At 40.6% G+C, this 16,155-nt stretch carries 18 protein-coding genes, 12 tRNA genes and 2 rRNA genes (1 of these 32 running past the window's edge); 4 read left to right on the forward strand and 28 right to left on the reverse strand.

The features are described 5' to 3' along the window. From QFZ87_RS24735 to QFZ87_RS24765, 7 genes are all read right to left on the reverse strand, one after another. Window positions 1–360, reverse strand: coding sequence for a P-II family nitrogen regulator (locus QFZ87_RS24735; protein ID WP_309867518.1), 360 nt, complete (start codon window positions 358–360; stop codon window positions 1–3). A 655-nt stretch (window positions 361–1,015) separates the two neighbouring features. Further along, window positions 1,016–1,450 (reverse strand): GNAT family N-acetyltransferase, encoded by a 435-nt coding sequence (locus tag QFZ87_RS24740; RefSeq protein WP_309867521.1) that lies wholly within the window; start codon window positions 1,448–1,450, stop codon window positions 1,016–1,018. A gap of 253 nt (window positions 1,451–1,703) precedes the next feature. After that, the gene (locus QFZ87_RS24745) at window positions 1,704–2,150 is read right to left on the reverse strand and encodes an SRPBCC family protein (RefSeq protein ID WP_309867522.1); all 447 of its coding nucleotides are present in this window, start codon (window positions 2,148–2,150) and stop codon (window positions 1,704–1,706) included. Window positions 2,151–2,165: 15 nt separating this feature from the next. Then, the gene (locus QFZ87_RS24750; protein ID WP_309867523.1) at window positions 2,166–2,981 is read right to left on the reverse strand and encodes an MBL fold metallo-hydrolase; all 816 of its coding nucleotides are present in this window, start codon (window positions 2,979–2,981) and stop codon (window positions 2,166–2,168) included. Between the two features lie 16 nt (window positions 2,982–2,997). Further along, complete coding sequence (locus QFZ87_RS24755; protein ID WP_309867524.1) at window positions 2,998–3,963, reverse strand: quinone oxidoreductase family protein; 966 nt, start codon at window positions 3,961–3,963, stop codon at window positions 2,998–3,000. Between the two features lie 69 nt (window positions 3,964–4,032). Beyond that, on the reverse strand, window positions 4,033–4,536 hold the full coding sequence (locus QFZ87_RS24760) for a hypothetical protein (protein ID WP_309867525.1): 504 nt from the start codon (window positions 4,534–4,536) through the stop codon (window positions 4,033–4,035). Next, window positions 4,533–5,006, reverse strand: coding sequence for a hypothetical protein (locus QFZ87_RS24765; protein WP_309867528.1), 474 nt, complete (start codon window positions 5,004–5,006; stop codon window positions 4,533–4,535). Before QFZ87_RS24765 ends, QFZ87_RS24760 begins: the two co-directional genes overlap by 4 nt. Window positions 5,007–5,245: 239 nt before the next feature. Here QFZ87_RS24765 and QFZ87_RS24770 point away from each other — a divergent pair, with 239 nt between their 5' ends. Both QFZ87_RS24770 and QFZ87_RS24775 read left to right on the forward strand, forming a co-directional pair. Further along, complete coding sequence (locus tag QFZ87_RS24770; protein WP_309867530.1) at window positions 5,246–6,235, forward strand: aldo/keto reductase; 990 nt, start codon at window positions 5,246–5,248, stop codon at window positions 6,233–6,235. A 1-nt stretch (window position 6,236) separates the two neighbouring features. Then, window positions 6,237–6,818, forward strand: coding sequence for a TetR/AcrR family transcriptional regulator (locus tag QFZ87_RS24775; RefSeq protein WP_309867532.1), 582 nt, complete (start codon window positions 6,237–6,239; stop codon window positions 6,816–6,818). Window positions 6,819–6,871: 53 nt separating this feature from the next. Here QFZ87_RS24775 and QFZ87_RS24780 read toward each other — a convergent pair whose 3' ends face one another. The 5 genes from QFZ87_RS24780 to QFZ87_RS24800 form a co-directional block, all read right to left on the reverse strand. Beyond that, window positions 6,872–7,705, reverse strand: a complete 834-nt coding sequence (locus tag QFZ87_RS24780; RefSeq protein ID WP_309867533.1) for an SDR family oxidoreductase — start codon at window positions 7,703–7,705, stop codon at window positions 6,872–6,874. A gap of 28 nt (window positions 7,706–7,733) precedes the next feature. Beyond that, window positions 7,734–8,762: an aldo/keto reductase gene (locus tag QFZ87_RS24785; RefSeq protein ID WP_309867534.1), complete on the reverse strand. Its 1,029-nt coding sequence runs from the start codon at window positions 8,760–8,762 to the stop codon at window positions 7,734–7,736. A 25-nt stretch (window positions 8,763–8,787) separates the two neighbouring features. Continuing rightward, window positions 8,788–9,312: an NAD(P)H-dependent oxidoreductase gene (locus QFZ87_RS24790; protein ID WP_309867535.1), complete on the reverse strand. Its 525-nt coding sequence runs from the start codon at window positions 9,310–9,312 to the stop codon at window positions 8,788–8,790. A 50-nt stretch (window positions 9,313–9,362) separates the two neighbouring features. After that, complete coding sequence (locus QFZ87_RS24795) at window positions 9,363–10,010, reverse strand: SDR family oxidoreductase (RefSeq protein WP_309867537.1); 648 nt, start codon at window positions 10,008–10,010, stop codon at window positions 9,363–9,365. A 68-nt stretch (window positions 10,011–10,078) separates the two neighbouring features. Beyond that, window positions 10,079–10,513, reverse strand: coding sequence for a MarR family winged helix-turn-helix transcriptional regulator (locus tag QFZ87_RS24800; protein ID WP_309867539.1), 435 nt, complete (start codon window positions 10,511–10,513; stop codon window positions 10,079–10,081). A gap of 160 nt (window positions 10,514–10,673) precedes the next feature. Here QFZ87_RS24800 and QFZ87_RS24805 point away from each other — a divergent pair, with 160 nt between their 5' ends. Further along, entirely contained in the window at window positions 10,674–11,654 is a 981-nt protein-coding gene (locus tag QFZ87_RS24805; protein ID WP_309867541.1) for a zinc-binding dehydrogenase, read from the forward strand. A gap of 214 nt (window positions 11,655–11,868) precedes the next feature. On the opposite strand, the gene QFZ87_RS24810 is transcribed toward QFZ87_RS24805, so the two are convergent. Further along, complete coding sequence (locus QFZ87_RS24810) at window positions 11,869–13,095, reverse strand: NAD(P)/FAD-dependent oxidoreductase (RefSeq protein WP_309867543.1); 1,227 nt, start codon at window positions 13,093–13,095, stop codon at window positions 11,869–11,871. Between the two features lie 127 nt (window positions 13,096–13,222). Further along, on the reverse strand, window positions 13,223–14,020 hold the full coding sequence (locus tag QFZ87_RS24815) for a VOC family protein (protein ID WP_309867545.1): 798 nt from the start codon (window positions 14,018–14,020) through the stop codon (window positions 13,223–13,225). Window positions 14,021–14,145: 125 nt separating this feature from the next. Between QFZ87_RS24815 and QFZ87_RS24820 the strand changes: the two genes are divergently transcribed. After that, the gene (locus tag QFZ87_RS24820; RefSeq protein ID WP_308081275.1) at window positions 14,146–14,334 is read left to right on the forward strand and encodes a hypothetical protein; all 189 of its coding nucleotides are present in this window, start codon (window positions 14,146–14,148) and stop codon (window positions 14,332–14,334) included. 66 nt (window positions 14,335–14,400) lie between these two features. On the opposite strand, the gene QFZ87_RS24825 is transcribed toward QFZ87_RS24820, so the two are convergent. The 14 genes from QFZ87_RS24825 to QFZ87_RS24890 form a co-directional block, all read right to left on the reverse strand. Beyond that, window positions 14,401–14,474 (reverse strand) — tRNA-Ile (locus QFZ87_RS24825). Between the two features lie 5 nt (window positions 14,475–14,479). Continuing rightward, window positions 14,480–14,553: transfer RNA gene (locus tag QFZ87_RS24830), tRNA-Gly, on the reverse strand. A gap of 28 nt (window positions 14,554–14,581) precedes the next feature. Next, window positions 14,582–14,658: transfer RNA gene (locus QFZ87_RS24835), tRNA-Asp, on the reverse strand. Between the two features lie 3 nt (window positions 14,659–14,661). After that, window positions 14,662–14,735 (reverse strand) — tRNA-Met (locus QFZ87_RS24840). A 162-nt stretch (window positions 14,736–14,897) separates the two neighbouring features. After that, window positions 14,898–14,990 (reverse strand) — tRNA-Ser (locus tag QFZ87_RS24845). Window positions 14,991–14,999: 9 nt separating this feature from the next. Continuing rightward, window positions 15,000–15,076 (reverse strand) — tRNA-Met (locus QFZ87_RS24850). Between the two features lie 21 nt (window positions 15,077–15,097). Continuing rightward, window positions 15,098–15,170 (reverse strand) — tRNA-Ala (locus QFZ87_RS24855). A gap of 22 nt (window positions 15,171–15,192) precedes the next feature. After that, window positions 15,193–15,269: transfer RNA gene (locus QFZ87_RS24860), tRNA-Pro, on the reverse strand. 6 nt (window positions 15,270–15,275) lie between these two features. After that, window positions 15,276–15,349: transfer RNA gene (locus tag QFZ87_RS24865), tRNA-Arg, on the reverse strand. A gap of 19 nt (window positions 15,350–15,368) precedes the next feature. After that, window positions 15,369–15,444: transfer RNA gene (locus QFZ87_RS24870), tRNA-Thr, on the reverse strand. Between the two features lie 21 nt (window positions 15,445–15,465). Continuing rightward, window positions 15,466–15,541 (reverse strand) — tRNA-Val (locus QFZ87_RS24875). Between the two features lie 5 nt (window positions 15,542–15,546). Beyond that, a tRNA-Glu gene (locus QFZ87_RS24880) sits at window positions 15,547–15,621 on the reverse strand. 42 nt (window positions 15,622–15,663) lie between these two features. After that, a 5S ribosomal RNA gene (gene rrf / locus QFZ87_RS24885) occupies window positions 15,664–15,780 on the reverse strand. A gap of 79 nt (window positions 15,781–15,859) precedes the next feature. Continuing rightward, window positions 15,860–16,155, reverse strand: a 23S ribosomal RNA gene (locus QFZ87_RS24890) (it continues 2,640 nt past the right edge of the window).

Here is a 16,155-nt window from a genome sequence, read left to right on the forward strand (position 1 = left end):
TCACCCCTTTTCGCTCGCTAAGTCATCGATATCATAGTCAATTGTGCCTGTTCGAATATTGTAAGCTTCTAGAATAGGATATACGTATATTTTCCCATCTCCATCTACACCTGTCTGGGCTGCAGTAACGATTGTCTTGATCGTTGACTCCACCAAATAATCCGAAAGGACAATTTCCAATTTCACTTTTGGATGAAGGGTCACCTGATAATTTTTCCCCCGGTATACTCCTTGCGTATCTTTTTGTTTCCCTCTTCCTACCACCTGAGAAACGGTAAATCCTGTAATTCCTATTTTCTTTAATCCTTTAATCGTATCCGTGAGCCTCTCCGGTCGAATGATCGCCTCAATCTTTTTCAAAGAATCAGCCCCTCATGTTATATTTCCTAACATCAATATGTAAAAATATATAACATCATCAAAGTAACCGTCAATGTATTTTTATTCCAATTTGAAAATTCAGAAATTCAATTAAACGTTTGATTAGTTTTTTCACACAAAAAGGGCACCCATTTTTTCTATTAAGCCGTTCTCTTTTGAGGTACCCGCAGCTATAAAAACACATATAAAGTCAGAACAAATAGCAGAGTAATTCGCATATGAATTCACTCTGCCTTTTTATTGGTTAGAAGGTGTTTTTTAAAATTTTTTTACCTAAATTAACAGCATAAATCGCAGGTTAATTAGTAAGATCATAATAAAAATTATGCTTCTGCTATTTGAGTTGCGAATTTGTAAGATAATTCCATAACCAAAAAACGACAGGGGAACTGTCGTCTTTAAAATTAAGGCTATGTTAAAGAACAGTGTTGATTTTTACACTCTGTTGATTGGAGCGGAAGGCACGAAGACTCCTATGGGAGTATGGTTCAGGGGAGACACCGCAGGCGCATGCGCCGAGGAGGCTCGCCGAAACACCCACGGAAAGCGCAGTGCCTGGAGCGGAAATCAACAGGCAAGTTTGACAGAGCCAAAATTAAAATAACAAAAGCCGTTAGAAAGGAGATTGTAGATATTAATCGGATTGGGGTAACATCTTAACAAAGTATTTTGGGGATTCGGTAAACCCTTGTCGGATATAAAACCTATGTGCATCTATCCTTCTTGAATGGCAATGCACTTCGATTCTATCGCAATTTCTTTTATTGGCTAAATTAGTACAATACTCCTCAATCTCTCGTCCTATTCCCATACTCCTAATGTTTTTATCAACTGCAAAATAACTTATCCTTGCGAAATCTCCTTTGACAGCCAATTGAGGTATAAAATGTATGGAAATTAAAGCGATAATCCTACTATCTTTATCGTAAACCAATAACTCCTCATTTGGTTCAGTAAGGAGTGTTTCTATTTTTTCTTTTATGAAAGTCTCGGTATCTGGATAGTCCAACTGGTTTAACAATAAAGAAATTTGCTTCCAATCCTCCACATTTGCTGTTCTAATCCCCAATTATTCCACTCTCCAATTTATTAATTTATTTATACCTATTGAAATCCTCATATTTTTATTCTCTAACCTACCCCGATAGTTAAAATAAGCTTCTCTGGTTATCTTACTAGATATTTGTTCGAAATAATGCAAAAAGCAGTGCGATTTCAGGTGCGAAATCCACTGCTTTTATACTTGTGTTTATATTTGCTTTTTCCTATGCGGGAACTCCAAAAGAGAACGGGTTATTTTTCTATGGATACCCCATTTTCATCTAGTTCTCACTACTCGATTCAAGTATTTCTTTTATTTTTTGTAAATCTTTCTTGTTAGCCTTTTTCATCATGGGAGCCATAAACGGTGCAAAGATTTTGGAAAAGCCTGTTGGATTTCCTTTGTTCCTTAATGTCATTCGTGTTCGATTGCCCTCCAGAGTTTCCCACGTATAGGTGGTTTCCATTGGAAATGGACCCTGTGAGGTTCTCATCACCAGCTTTTTCTCCGGCTCAAGCTCTATAATTTCATATATATAGGCAAGCTCTCGCCCAAGAAATTGCGCCTTAAAGGCCACTCGTGAACCCAGGGCCAGCGGTTTTTCCGTTTTCCATTCAGAGGACTGAATATTAACATACCATTCGGGGGCATTGTCAGGATCCATTGCATACTGTGAAACTTGCCCAACGGGGCGGCCGATGATGATCTCTGTAAAAACATCTACCAAAATTTGATACCCCCCTTACGCGTATTCCTTCCGAACAATCGCTATGTTGTCTTTATGGCATTGCTTCGTAAAGTTAGATGGAAAAGCCATTTCCTCTTCTAAGGCTGTCAATGCCTCTGCGTCCTCGTTCTTCACAGCAGCAATCAATCGCTCGAGATAATCTTGAGATACTTGAATCCGGCGCTGAATCTCTTGAAGATTTGTTGTCGTTTTGCCATGACCGGGAACCAATATAGAATTCTTATGGTTTACGAGAATCTCCTCTGCTTTTTGAAGAGTTTGTTCGTACGCTTTAGCACTGTGATAAATAAACGGCAATTCAAAATCAGAAAGATAATCCCCCGCAATCCAAAGACCAAGCGGTTCGATCACTGTAAATAACCCATCATGCGTATGTCCCTGCGCCAGATAAAAGGTGAGTGTTGACTCTCCAATGACAAGCTTCTGCCCATCTTCACCAATTACAATATCCACCTCTGGAAAGGCAATCGGATATGGCGGTTGTATGTAATAATCATTATAGAACTGACAAATCATGTCTACCTTTTTCTCTTTATCAGGATGGTCTTGGAGTCCTTTACTTCCGATGACCTTTGCCCCTGGGAAAGCAAGGTACCCAATGACATGGTCAAAATCTCCGTGTGTAAAAAGAAGGTATAGCTCTTTTTCCCCTTGAATGCTAGCAACATGTCTTTGGATCTCTTCTATTTCTTGAGGCAACCAATTTGGGTCTACCACGAGAACAAAATCCTTCGTATCTACAACCGTACATGTGGTTTGGTAGAGTGCACTTTGAAACACGGTGATGTGCTCATTTCTAAATTGAATCATTGCTTCTCCTCTTTCCCTAAGGAATTAATACAATTTTGCCGGTACTTTTTCGGCTCTCTAAATAGTGATGTGCTTCTTGACCCCCGCTTAGTGCAAAGGTTGTTGGTTCGGCTAATCGTACTTTTCCCTCCTGCATCCAGCCAAACAATTCACTAGACCGTGTAACTCGTTCTTCACGTGAAGTAAGAACATTCCATAAATCTCCACCGGTCAGTGTTTTGGACGTATCCATTAACATTCTTGGATCAACTAGTGCTGGATCTCCCCCCGCCATTCCATAAAATACTACCGTTCCCCCAATACGTGTCGCTTCAAAACTATCTTGAAGCGTCGATCCGACTGATTCATAGACTACATCTACACCTTTACCGTTTGTTGCCTCAAATATTTGCTTCTTCCAATCATCCTTGTACAAGAATACCTTGGATGCTCCAGCTCCTTCTGCTACTGCTGCTTTTTCAGCAGAAGATGTTAAGCCAATGACCTTTCCTCCGAGCAAAATGACCATTTGTATAAGTAGTTGTCCAACCCCACCTGCTGCCGCATGGACGAGAACCACTTCATTCTTTTTCACGGCATAACTATCACGTGTTAGATAGTGGGCAGTTAAGCCTTGCAGCATCACGGATGCCGCCTCATTAAATGAAATTGTTTCAGGTACAGGTATCGCTTTTTCAAACGGAACCGCTACTAACTCAGCGTTCGCATAAGGTACATCCGCAAAAGCAATCCGGTCGCCAACTTGGATTCCTTGAATATTCGCCCCGATTTCTTCAACGATGCCTGCTCCTTCATACCCTAGAATATAGGGAGGTTCTCCCGCAAGATGGTAGTTTCCTTTTCTTCTATATATATCAGCAAAGTTTAAACCAATGGCTTTCATTCTCACTAATATTTCATTAGGACCAATGACCGGATTGGGGATTTCCGCATACTCCAGGACTTCTGGCCCTCCAAATGTATTAAAAACAAGTGCTTTCAACTAAATTACCTCATTCTGTAGATTTTTCATTACGCATTTATTAAATAGAATAATGAAAAGGATTGCAACTTAATTATTATTTAGAAGCGGCAGCTCCAGCAGTTTCTTTTTTGTAAAGCGAAAAAGAATGATTAACAACACAGCTGTGGTTGGGTAAAAAGGAATGGAATAATAAAGCTTCCAGCCCGTATAGGTCAGTGCATGATTTTTTACATTAATCCATTCGAATAATAGAGAGAATCCGGTCCAGAACAGAACATACCAAACCGTTTTTTTACCATAGAGCTGAAATTTATCGTAACCATATAAAAAAATTAAAGAGGCACATGGATACATAAAAAGATGAAAAAGTGCACCAGATGCCTCGTAGGTAGGATTGTCACCATAAATATATAGTCTAAAAGGGGTGGCGAGAAGAAAATAATCTATGGTTGAAACAAATCCTATATTACATATCCAAATAATGATGACAATCACAGGGGGAAAATATTTTCGTATGAGTAAAAATAAACAGATTATAGCAGTGGTGGTTAGAATGAAGAACCATTCATTCCAATCAAAGGTCACATTCATAAATGGTTTCCCCCTTTATAAAGGATTCTGCGAAAGACCCTCATAGAAACAAGTAACACCGATAGAGTTGCCACCCAATAAGCAAATGACCACCACACCCGCCAATTTTCATGAATCAAAACACCTAACAGATCAGATAAATATTCCAATCCTGTTAAAAAGAAGACGAAGCTACTGAATAAAAGAAACTTTCTCCAGTTTGTCGTTAAAATAAGAAAGAAGTGAAGAAAAATGACCATGATGATAGGAAATAGAATAGTTCGGTTAAGGAAATGAGAAAATTCCAAGCTTAGTTTTTCAGGGACAATCAATGTTTTAAAATTCATAAAACAAATTGCGGAGAAGTTTTGATAGAGATAGGTGCTGATCATCCAATACACGATTATTTCAAGTATATGGAGCATCTTCTTTTTTTTGATAAAAAGAAATAAAGCAATCACATTTAAGACGATATAAAAGAATAAAACCATTCAAGTTGACCCCTTCGATGTTTGCTTATTTCCTTTACTTATCAATTATCTTTTCCATTCAAAGGGGATTTATTATACATTGTATTTTCTTACACTTTGAACGAAAAATAGATAAGATTTGCTTTGCTACACAATTTACATTCTTGCATATCAAATGACAAAAAACATAATTTGTCATTTGATTATTATCATTGATTTTGCTAGAATAAATTCATCTTATCAGTGGAGGTATGTAACTTATGCAAAATAAAAAACTTGGACAAAATGGTCCAACCGTTTCTGCTATAGGACTTGGCTGTATGGGAATGTCCGACCTTTATGGGAAGGCCGACCGTAAAGAAAGTATCGCTACAATTCACGCTGCACTTGAAGCAGGAGTCACCCTGTTTGATACTGGGGATTTCTATGGAGTGGGTCATAACGAACTTCTTTTAAACGAAGCACTTAAAGATTCAAAACGCGATAATGCCTTTATTGCCGTGAAATTTGGTGCCATGCGTTCTCCTGATGGAGGTTGGGTTGGCGTTGATACCCGTCCGCAGGCCGTAAAGAACTTCTTATCCTATACGTTACAACGTTTAGGCGTGGATTACATTGACTTGTATCAACCAGCACGTGTCGATCCGAATGTACCAATTGAAGAAACTGTTGGTGCGATTGCTGACATGGTGAAAGCGGGCTATGTAAGAAACATTGGTCTTTCAGAGGCAAATGCAGACACGATCCGTCGTGCACATGCTGTTCATCCAATTAGCTGGCTCCAAATTGAATATTCCCTCTTTAGCCGTGGTATTGAAAAAGAAATTCTACCAACCTTACGTGAACTAGGGATCAGTCTTTCCGCATATGGTGTCCTATCACGAGGCTTGTTAAGTGGAAAGTGGTCGAAGGACCGTCAAGGAGCACCTGATTTCCGTTCATTTGCTCCTCGTTTTATGGGTGAAAATTTAGATAAGAATTTAGCATTAGTTGAGGCGTTGCGTGTAATCGCTGAGGAAAAACAAACCAATGTAGCACAGCTTGCGATCGCTTGGGTTCTTTCACGCGGAGAGGATGTCATTCCGTTAATTGGTGCACGTAAACAGTCTCAGCTTCAGGATGCCCTTGATGCGGTGAACTTAAAGTTAAGCCCTGCTGACCTCGAAAGAATTGAAGCGGCAGTTCCTCCAGAAGCCGTTGCTGGTACTCGCTATGCTGCTGAACAAATGAACCAACTGGGAGTAGAATAAAGTGGCTGACCAAATCTTAACCAAAGAAACAATCCTAGATACGGCGGAGGAAGTCCTTCGCCGATTTGGTCCTGAGAAAACCAGTGTGGTTGATGTTGCTCGGGCATTAAATGTTAGTCACGGAACTATTTATCGTCATTATCCTAGTAAGGCAGCATTAAAGGAAGCGGTGGCGGAAAGATGGCTTCATAGTATCTCGGAACCATTAGCGGCTGTTTTTAAACAGGATTGCTCTGCAACAGAGCGTTTATATTTATGGGTAAAGACGCTGATTCAGATTAAACATTTCAAGGTGAAGGAAGACCCGGCGTTATTTTCCATGTACTCGATGCTTGTGGAAGAGTCGGTGGAAGCCGTCGATACCCATATTCAAGAATTGATTGGACAAATCATCCCCATTGTCGAAGCTGGAATTGCCAGTGGAGAGTTTAAATCAACAGATGCCGCCGGCACAGCTAGTGGCGTCTTTATGGCAACAGCTCGTTTCCATCATCCTGCCCTTGCAAAAGAATGGACCTCGCCTACCATTGAGCAGGAATTTGAGATTGTTTGGAAATTGATTCTTTCTGGGATTGTAAAATAAGAAAAGGAAGTGCCATCGGGGTTTCATTCTCGATGCGCATTTCCTTTTTATGTTTAGAGAATTCCAGGTTTGATTAAGCTCATGGTAATGTCCCACAGTTTCCGTGCTGATTCTTGGTCTTTTGCAACATCAGTGGTTTCTGCTTCTTTACAGTTGACAAAGAACTTACCACTTACACCTTCAACAGCAGGAGAAGAAGCAAGATAGACAGGTGTCACTGCACCTTTTTCAGCTCTAGCTGAAAGTGTCTTGAATAATGTCCGAAGAACCCATGGCATGTCATGCATAAGATTAGATCGAATAATTCCAGGGTGCAGGCTGTTGACGGTAATAGGCTTTCCTGCAAGGCGTTTCGAAAGCTCGTTTGTAAACAAGATTAATCCTAACTTTGTCGGACCGACCGCTCTGAAAAATGCATAGTTTTGCTTGGTCATGAGGTCATCAAAATTCATTTTAATCCCATTATGTTTAGATGCTACATTAATAATGCGCCCCTCACTACTTGCTTCAAGCGAATCTAATAACAAATGGGTGAGGATGAAATGGGATAAATAATTCGTGGCAAATGTCGTCTCAATCCCATCTTCTGTTTCAGAACGCTTTGATAAAAAGACAGCTGCATTATTGATAAGTACATCGAGTTTGGTATACTTTTTCTTAAAGTCTTCTGCCGCTTGTTTAACTGAACGTTGAGAGGATAAATCTGCTAAAAGCAGGTCTACATGGCTGTTGCCTGTATTTTCAATGATTTCTTGGCGCGCTTTTTGTCCTCGTTCCTCATTTCTGCACAACAGAACAATCGTTGCCCCTTTTCTTGCTAATTCCATTGCTGTTGCTTTGCCTATCCCTGAGTTACCGCCTGTAATTAAACAAATTTTCCCCTTCATCTCGAGTTCTCCCCTTAAAATATCTTATTTAGTACATTCTCTTTTCAATATTTCCGTAGGTTTTGCCATGGATAGCATTTAGGACAGGCTCAGATGCGAGAAAATCATGAGGAAACCCTAGTTCAATTTTGCTTGCGTTACTTAGTTGGCTAAGATGTTCATCTGAAAGCTGGAAGGATAAACTTCCTAGATTATCTCTCATTTGTTCTTCTCGTTTGGCTCCAATTAGCGGAATCACCGTTCCTGACTGCTGGCGCACCCAGTTTAATGCTACTTGGGCAGGTGAAACGTTAAGTTCCTTCGACACTTCCTCCACGACTGTAGCAATCGCTCGATTTCTTTCATTTAATCGTGCGCTTTGCGGAGATAATCTACCGTTTTCAGCGGAAGGGTTATTATATTTTCCTGTTAATGCACCACCGGCCATCGGCGCCCACGCAGTCACACCTATATCAAGTGCTCGCGCCATAGGTAATAAATCTCTTTCAGGGGTACGTTGCAGTAAATTGTATTCAACCTGCAGGCCGATAAATGGCGTCCAACCTCGTAATGAGGCAAGCATATTCGCTTGAGAGACAATCCAAGCAGGCGTATCAGAGATTCCAACATAAAGGATTTTTCCTGAACGAACTAAATCATCAAGTGCTCTCATTACTTCTTCTACAGGGGTCATGAAATCCCAGGCATGGAGCCATAGTAAATCAATGTAATCTGTCTGAAGCTGCTTTAAACTCTTTTCAACGGATTGTACAAGATTTTTCCGATGGTTTCCGCCGCCATTCGGATCGTTAGGGCGAGTGTTGAGTGTATATTTTGTTGCCACAACAAACTGCTCTCGTTGCTCTTTGATAAACTCTCCCACATATTTCTCACTGGTTCCATTCGTATAATTTACTGCCGTATCGATAAAATTCCCGCCTGCTTCTACGAATGCTTGAAAGATTTTTTGACTTTCTTCCTTTGAGGCACCAAAACCCCAATCTTCACCAAACGTCATTGTTCCTAATGCTAACTCTGATACTCTCAAACCGCTTTTGCCTAGTAATTTATACTCCATGAAACAGCCCTCTTTTCTAAAAAAATTAATATGAAGCTTTTAACTGTTCTACTAATTTTTCCGCGCTTTCTCGAACTTGTTCGCTAGTTAGGAAACGGACACCTTGTGCTGTATATGTTGGCAAAAAGCGCATTCCTGTCAGGTTTGCAGTCGCTTGGAATGGCTTCGTTAACTCACTCATGCTGTAGTGATTATAGCCGCCCGCTTGATAGGCAGCTTCAGGTCCGCCAGTTGAAATCGCCAGCATAAATTCTTTTCCACGTAATTTCGTTCCTTCTGATCCATATGCCCATCCGTAAGTGAGAACAACATCCTGCCACTCCTTTAATAGAGAAGGACTGCTGTACCAGTAGAATGGGAACTGGAAAACAATTCTGTCGTGTTCAAGCAATAGTTTCTGTTCATGCGCGACGTCAATTTTCCCATCAGGATATGCTGCGTATAATTCATGCACCGTAATATCTTTTTCTTGATGTAATCGATCAGCCCACATTTTGTTTATAACTGAGTTTTTTAAGTTTGGATGTGCGACAATAACTAATGTCTTCATGATGAATTCTCCTTTTTGTTTGTATATACAAATGTAAAATTAAAAAAATATTACTTTTCTTCAAAAATTACTTCCACTTCTTTTTTTGTTTCATACATGCTATAAAAAGTATCAGCAATATTTTCAGGTGAGTAGTACGTTCCTTCTTTAACAAACCCTTTAATTGTTAGAGTTCCAACATAAACACCTTTGACACTTAATTCTTGATGTAAGCTATGTGCTAAGCTGCGGATGCCTGCTTTGCCAATCGCTAAGGATGCATAATCAGCAAATGGATGAATCGCCAACCCTCCGCCAGTTAAAAGGATCGTTCCGTTTTCAAGGTAAGGAAGGACTTCTTTTACACTTGAAAGGGCCCCAGCCACATTGATTTTAAAATCTTTAACTACGTCATCTATGCTTAATGTTGTCGGTTTACCTAGTCTAACTGCCGCCGCGTTGTATAAAAGAACATCAATTTGTCCGTATTGTTTAATCACTGAGTCTATTGCTGCTTTTAAAGATACTTCTGATGAAACATCCCCTGGAAAGCCCTTTGCCGTAATTCCTTCAGCTCGTAGCTCTTCTTCGTACTTCTGTAAAGCATCTATACGTCGTGATACAAGGGCAACTTTAAAGCCTTCCTTACCGAATTTCTTTGCAGTACTTAAGCTAATCCCTGGCCCTGCACCGACAATCAACAATATCTTTTCTTTCATAAAATGGCCTCCATATTCAAGTTTCAAAACCATCTATATTTGTATATGCAAATGATAGGGTAAAAAAATTACAGTTCTTTTTCTAGCTTATTGCTCGCTTCATGAAGCATCCTGCTTAAATCCATACTGAATTCTCGTCCTAAAATGTCGGAATAACCCAAGAACAATTCTTTTAATGAAACACGGAATTGATGGTATACTTTTTCTCCTTCATCAGTTAAAGAGATATGCGTTTGTTTTCCATCTATTTTTCGTGTAACCAGCTTAAGTTTTTCTAGTTTATCTATAAACCGTGTACTGGTCGAAGGAGCAATGGAGAGCTTATGGCATAAATCTTTTTGATTAATCTCAGGATGGAATTTTACAATCATAATCATGTATAAATAAGAAGGTGCAAGTTCCCCGAAATCGAACGTCTTCTCTGCCAATTTTGAAATGTTACGAGCAAAACGGCTTGCTGTAAAATATAAACAATGAATTAATATTTGTTCTTCTTCATTCATTCTTGCTCAGTCCCTTTTTTCATTTGCATATACAAATTAACATGGATTATCATTTTAGTCAACTAAGAAAAGGTCAGTTTTCTTGTGAAAGTTTTCAACAGTATATATTATTAACTGTGTTGGAAAAATTAGATTAACAATTTAACAAGGGATGATATTGATGAAAGCATTACTTTTACATGATAAAGGTCTTTGGAAAGAGATGAAGGTAGAAGAAACAGATATTCCAAAACCAAGTGCAGGTGAGTTATTGATTGAGGTTCATGCAGTAGGACTCAATCCGGTTGATTATAAAACGGCAACAGGCGGTAATCCAAATTGGGCATACCCCCACATTCTAGGATTAGATGTTGCTGGGGTAGTTGCAGAAGTAGGAGAATGTGTAACTGGTTGGGCAAAAGGCGATCGAGTAGTCTATCATGGTGACCTGACGAAAAAAGGCGGTTTTGCTGAATACGCAGTGACAACTGCTCATACAGTTTCACGGATTCCAGATCAAGTAACATTTGAAGATGCTGCGGCTTTGCCGACAGCGGGATATACTGCTTATCAATCCTTATTCCGTAAGCTTCCAATGGACCACATTGATACCCTTCTCATTCACGGCGGCGCTGGTGGTGTAGGTGGGTTTGCTGTCCAATTAGCGAAGTGGGCCGGTAAAACAGTTATCTCTACGGCTTCTCGCCAAAATCACGAGTATGTTAGATCACTTGGTGCGGACTATGTTATCGATTATCGAGAAGAAGATGTGAAGGCGAAGGTAATGGAAGTCACCAATGGTCGTGGGGTAGACGCCATTATTGATGCAGTTAGCCGTCAAAGTGCCACCGATTCACTGGACATGCTTGCCTTTTTAGGACACATCGTTCATATTGCTGGTGCCCCTGATTACACACAGGTGAAGCCTTTTACCAAAGCAATTTCTTTCCATGAGATTGCTCTTGGGCCTGCCCATCAATCCGGAGATCGAAAAGCACAAGAAGATTTAGGTGTGATGGGGAACGAAATGCTCGCTTTATTGGCAGAAGGGAAAATTTCGTCTATGTTAAAAGAAGTAATCACACTTGAACAAGTACCTGAGGCACTCTCCCGTCTTTCTGAACGACATGTAAAGGGCAAGATTGTAGCTAAATTAAAGTAAGATGCTGAGTTAGGCGAACATTTGTATACTGTTCGCCTTTAAAATTTGTAGTGTTAAATTGGATTCGCTGATAAACCTGTATATTCGCTGATAAACAGCCTGAATTCGCCGATAAAAGTCCAATATTCGCCGATAAACCTATGAAATTCGCTAATAGGGTGTAATTTTACACCAAATATCACAGAGAGACTAACCTAAAACTACGAAAAAACAGCTACTTTTTATTAAATGCAGCAGCAGATCGACTCTGATGATACAGACTCATAGCAGAATGGGCCCCTTTTGCTATAACATCTCTCAAAATTTTTGCCATTACCCCGCTGTATACAAGTCCATTATCTCCATATGCAAATACGAAATAACAATTGGGGAACTCATCATATTGCCCAATCATTGGCAAGCCATCATGTGTCCCTCCGTAAAAGGCTCCTAAATAGTACTCTGGATAAACCTCAATAGAAGGAAAAAGTTTGTTAAACTCCTCAATTAGCTTATCTTTCTTATGCATAATCTTAGAATCGCGATCATCAACATAGGTGGTATTGTCATCTAATCCACCAATAATCACTCGGTTATCTTTCGTCGTTCGCATATAAATATAGGGGCGTGCGGTCTCCCAAATAAGAGTTTGCTTATACCAATCTGTAAAGCTCTCTACCTGATTAGTAACAACTGCATACGAGCTTGATATAACGGCATTTTTATCTTTCATAAACTCCAATCCCTCGTACCCTGCAGCAATAATGACGTGTCGTGCCTTTATGGAATAGCCATTTTCAGTAAAAAAGGTGGCACCATCTTTTTGAAATTGTTTCCCATTGATTCTTGTTTTCTCAAAGACCCGCACTCCCTTTTTCTGAGCTTCTAAAAGGAGTCCATGATTATACTTAAGTGGATTAATTTCACCATCTTGATATAAATATAGAGCCGCTTCTTTTTTGAAGGGATAGCGTTCACTAATCTGCCTCTCTGTTAGGAAATCCACTTTAAAATTATGTTTTTGTAGGTAATATAACTCATTATTGAGTTTTTCTACTCCTGCTTGATCACTCGCATAATAGAGACTATCCCTCCTGTAGAATTCAGGATCTATGTCCATCATTTGAGACGTTCGTTCCATATCATTTATTGCTTCTTCGCATAGCTTCGTATGATGAATAGCTGTTTTTTCTCCAAAGGTATTTACTAACTCAAATAGCATTTTATCTCCCAAATACTGAATAAGAGCCGTATTCACACTTGTACTTCCCGTACCAATCTTACGTTTATCGACCACTACAACATCTAGGTCTGTCTCACTTAGATAGTAGGCACATTGCGCCCCAGAACTTCCTCCTCCTATGATAAGAACATCGCAGCATATGTCTTCCTCTAAAACAGGATATGTAGTGGTATTTGGTAAGGTTGTTTCCCAATAAAACTTCCCACTTTTTAAGTCCATTTAGACACTCCTTCAAATTTCAACTCGAATGCTTGTAGTATCTCCTGTGAAAAAGTAATCCATCCTTTGAAAAAAGACATACAAAAAAGGCATACCTTACTAGTTTACCTTCTACACTCCCTCAAGGTTATTGCAATCTCCATACTCCACCGAACATCTCAAACAGATTAAACTGATTTGTTCCCTCAAGATTTATTAGGAAAGGAGTCTCTCCTTTTTCCTCTAATACCTTTTTGGCTGGTCCCTCTCCAAGTGGTGTACAGAACAATAGACTTGTGCCTGAAAGGTCTAGTTTTTGGCATCTAGCATTCATGGCTGCATCAATAAATTCCTCACTTGGCTCAAGATTTAATAATTCCCCCCAATTGGTTGTGGTATTTTCTAAGTTATGAACCACAAAGCCTACACTCTCAAAAGTTGAGTTACCTATTAATCCTTGCTCTTTTAAATCTAAAAACCTCTCTTCATCAGACTTTTCCCATTCGATGAAAAATGGCATGGCAAGTTCATTGGGGTCATTTTCTAAAAATAAAAGTGACCACTTAATGATTTGCCCATCCTCTCGAACCCGTTCACCAGGGAATGGGCCATACACCGTATACCCCTCTGCTTTGAGCTTTGTAGCTAATTGTTGAATCTCTCTTGTTCGAATCGCTATTTTAGCAGGACCCTCATGCTCTTGTTTTGAGAGTTTCTTCACAATTTCTGTAATCAATCGATTGTTTCTTTGTTTCTCCGCAATTGATAAATCTTCAATTCCTAAAAATTCAATATAGCTTAACCCAAAATAGGATAAAGAGTTATAGGTTCCCCACCATTGATGATGACCTCCATTAATAGCATGAATTCCTTTCTCGTATAAAGGCACCAGCGCCTCCTCTGGCTTTTTTAGAAATACCACTAAGTGATCGAAGGAAAATGACATCTGGAATAGCTCCTTTCTTCTTTTTAAAATTGACCTGTTGAATAGGCAATTGGGATGTGGCTTGCATAAGATACGCTAATAACAAATATGATTAAAATAAGAATCCTAAAAAAGGGGTCGGTTGAATGAATATTTTCAATAAAATTGCTTTATTTTTTGTCATTTTATACTCTGTTACCATTATCGTAAATACCTATTTAGGAGAAACTGAACGGGTACAGTCCAATGTTATTTACTTTTTAATGAATGGGTTTGCTTATATTGTATCAGCATTAGAAGTAGAAAGAGAAAAGGAACTACTCGAGGCAGCTTAAAATTCGGAATTGAAATAAACACAAAAAAAGCGACTGCTTAATAGCAATCGCTTTTTCCTTTTCTAGTGGGCCTAAATGGACTCGAACCATCGACCTCACGCTTATCAGGCGTGCGCTCTAACCAGCTGAGCTATAGGCCCCTAAATGGAGCGGGTGATGGGAATCGAACCCACTACATCAGCTTGGAAGGCTGAGGTTTTACCAGTAAACTACACCCGCGTATTTAGATTGAATATATCTAGAAAAATGGCGGTCTGGACGGGACTCGAACCCGCGACCTCCTGCGTGACAGGCAGGCATTCTAACCAACTGAACTACCAGACCATATTGCGGGGACAGGATTTGAACCTGCGACCTTCGGGTTATGAGCCCGACGAGCTACCGGACTGCTCCACCCCGCGACAATAAAAAATATTACATTTTGTGCATGCCCTTAGTTTGAAGACCGCCCCGATTTCGGAAAGCATATTCAAGCTGTGGCTCAATCGTTGCGCTGTAGAAAATTCGAAGAAGCTTATTCGAACGTGCTCCACCCCGCGACGGTAAAAATTTTAAAAGTAATATGGAGGAGGAAGAGGGATTCGAACCCCCGCGCGGTATGACCCGCCTGTCGGTTTTCAAGACCGATCCCTTCAGCCAGACTTGGGTATTCCTCCGTAAATAAATGGTAGCGGCGGAGGGGATCGAACCCCCGACCTTACGGGTATGAACCGTACGCTCTAGCCAGCTGAGCTACACCGCCAAATATAAAATTTAATTAAGGTGGAGCCTAGCGGGATCGAACCGCTGACCTCCTGCGTGCAAGGCAGGCGCTCTCCCAGCTGAGCTAAGGCCCCATAATTATTAAATAGTTCGGACTGGTCGGGAAGACAGGATTCGAACCTGCGACCCCTTGGTCCCAAACCAAGTGCTCTACCAAGCTGAGCTACTTCCCGTTAAAGTGCGCCCTGAGAGATTCGAACTCCCGACCTTTTGATTCGTAGTCAAACACTCTATCCAGCTGAGCTAAGGGCGCGTATAAATGAAAAGTAAAGTGGTGCCGGCGAGAGGACTTGAACCCCCAACCTACTGATTACAAGTCAGTTGCTCTACCAATTGAGCTACCCCGGCATGTATTTTAAGAAAAATATATGGTGGAGGATGACGGGATCGAACCGCCGACCCTCTGCTTGTAAGGCAGATGCTCTCCCAGCTGAGCTAATCCTCCAATAATGGTGACCCCTACGGGATTCGAACCCGTGTTACCGCCGTGAAAGGGCGGTGTCTTAACCGCTTGACCAAGGGGCCACTTTAAATCTTGACGCCTTAATCGCCAAAAAATAAAGTTTAGCCTGGCAACGTCCTACTCTCACAGGGACTTTCGTCCCAACTACCATCGGCGCTGAGAAGCTTAACTTCCGTGTTCGGTATGGGAACGGGTGTGACCTTCTCGCCATAGTTACCAGACTATTTTTTTGAGAGATCGTTCTCTCAAAACTAGATAATGTAGAAGAAGTGTTTGTAAAAAACGAGTTCGCTTTAAAACTTGGTTAAGTCCTCGAACGATTAGTATCAGTCAGCTCCACATGTTACCACGCTTCCACCTCTGACCTATCAACCTGATCATCTTTCAGGGTTCTTACTAGCTTGACGCTATGGGAAATCTCATCTTGAGGGGGGCTTCATGCTTAGATGCTTTCAGCACTTATCCCGTCCGCACATAGCTACCCAGCGATGCCTTTGGCAAGACAACTGGTACACCAGCGGTGCGTCCATCCCGGTCCTCTCGTACTAAGGACAGCTCCTCTCAAATTTCCTGCGCCCACGACGGATAGGGACCGA

Source organism: Bacillus sp. SLBN-46 (assembly GCF_031453555.1).
Taxonomy (GTDB): Bacteria; Bacillota; Bacilli; order Bacillales; family Cytobacillaceae; genus Neobacillus.

What these genes read in the sequence shown, in the direction of transcription:
- QFZ87_RS24750 (WP_309867523.1), bottom strand. Translation starts at nt 2,981, where the DNA reads ATGATTCAATTTAGAAATGAGCACATCACCGTGTTTCAAAGTGCACTC.
- QFZ87_RS24760 (WP_309867525.1), bottom strand. Translation starts at nt 4,536, where the DNA reads ATGAATGTGACCTTTGATTGGAATGAATGGTTCTTCATTCTAACCACC.
- QFZ87_RS24765 (WP_309867528.1), bottom strand. Translation starts at nt 5,006, where the DNA reads ATGGTTTTATTCTTTTATATCGTCTTAAATGTGATTGCTTTATTTCTT.
- QFZ87_RS24770 (WP_309867530.1), top strand. Translation starts at nt 5,246, where the DNA reads ATGCAAAATAAAAAACTTGGACAAAATGGTCCAACCGTTTCTGCTATA.
- QFZ87_RS24780 (WP_309867533.1), bottom strand. Translation starts at nt 7,705, where the DNA reads ATGAAGGGGAAAATTTGTTTAATTACAGGCGGTAACTCAGGGATAGGC.
- QFZ87_RS24785 (WP_309867534.1), bottom strand. Translation starts at nt 8,762, where the DNA reads ATGGAGTATAAATTACTAGGCAAAAGCGGTTTGAGAGTATCAGAGTTA.
- QFZ87_RS24790 (WP_309867535.1), bottom strand. Translation starts at nt 9,312, where the DNA reads ATGAAGACATTAGTTATTGTCGCACATCCAAACTTAAAAAACTCAGTT.
- QFZ87_RS24795 (WP_309867537.1), bottom strand. Translation starts at nt 10,010, where the DNA reads ATGAAAGAAAAGATATTGTTGATTGTCGGTGCAGGGCCAGGGATTAGC.
- QFZ87_RS24800 (WP_309867539.1), bottom strand. Translation starts at nt 10,513, where the DNA reads ATGAATGAAGAAGAACAAATATTAATTCATTGTTTATATTTTACAGCA.
- QFZ87_RS24805 (WP_309867541.1), top strand. Translation starts at nt 10,674, where the DNA reads ATGAAAGCATTACTTTTACATGATAAAGGTCTTTGGAAAGAGATGAAG.
- QFZ87_RS24810 (WP_309867543.1), bottom strand. Translation starts at nt 13,095, where the DNA reads ATGGACTTAAAAAGTGGGAAGTTTTATTGGGAAACAACCTTACCAAAT.
- QFZ87_RS24815 (WP_309867545.1), bottom strand. Translation starts at nt 14,020, where the DNA reads ATGTCATTTTCCTTCGATCACTTAGTGGTATTTCTAAAAAAGCCAGAG.
- QFZ87_RS24820 (WP_308081275.1), top strand. Translation starts at nt 14,146, where the DNA reads ATGAATATTTTCAATAAAATTGCTTTATTTTTTGTCATTTTATACTCT.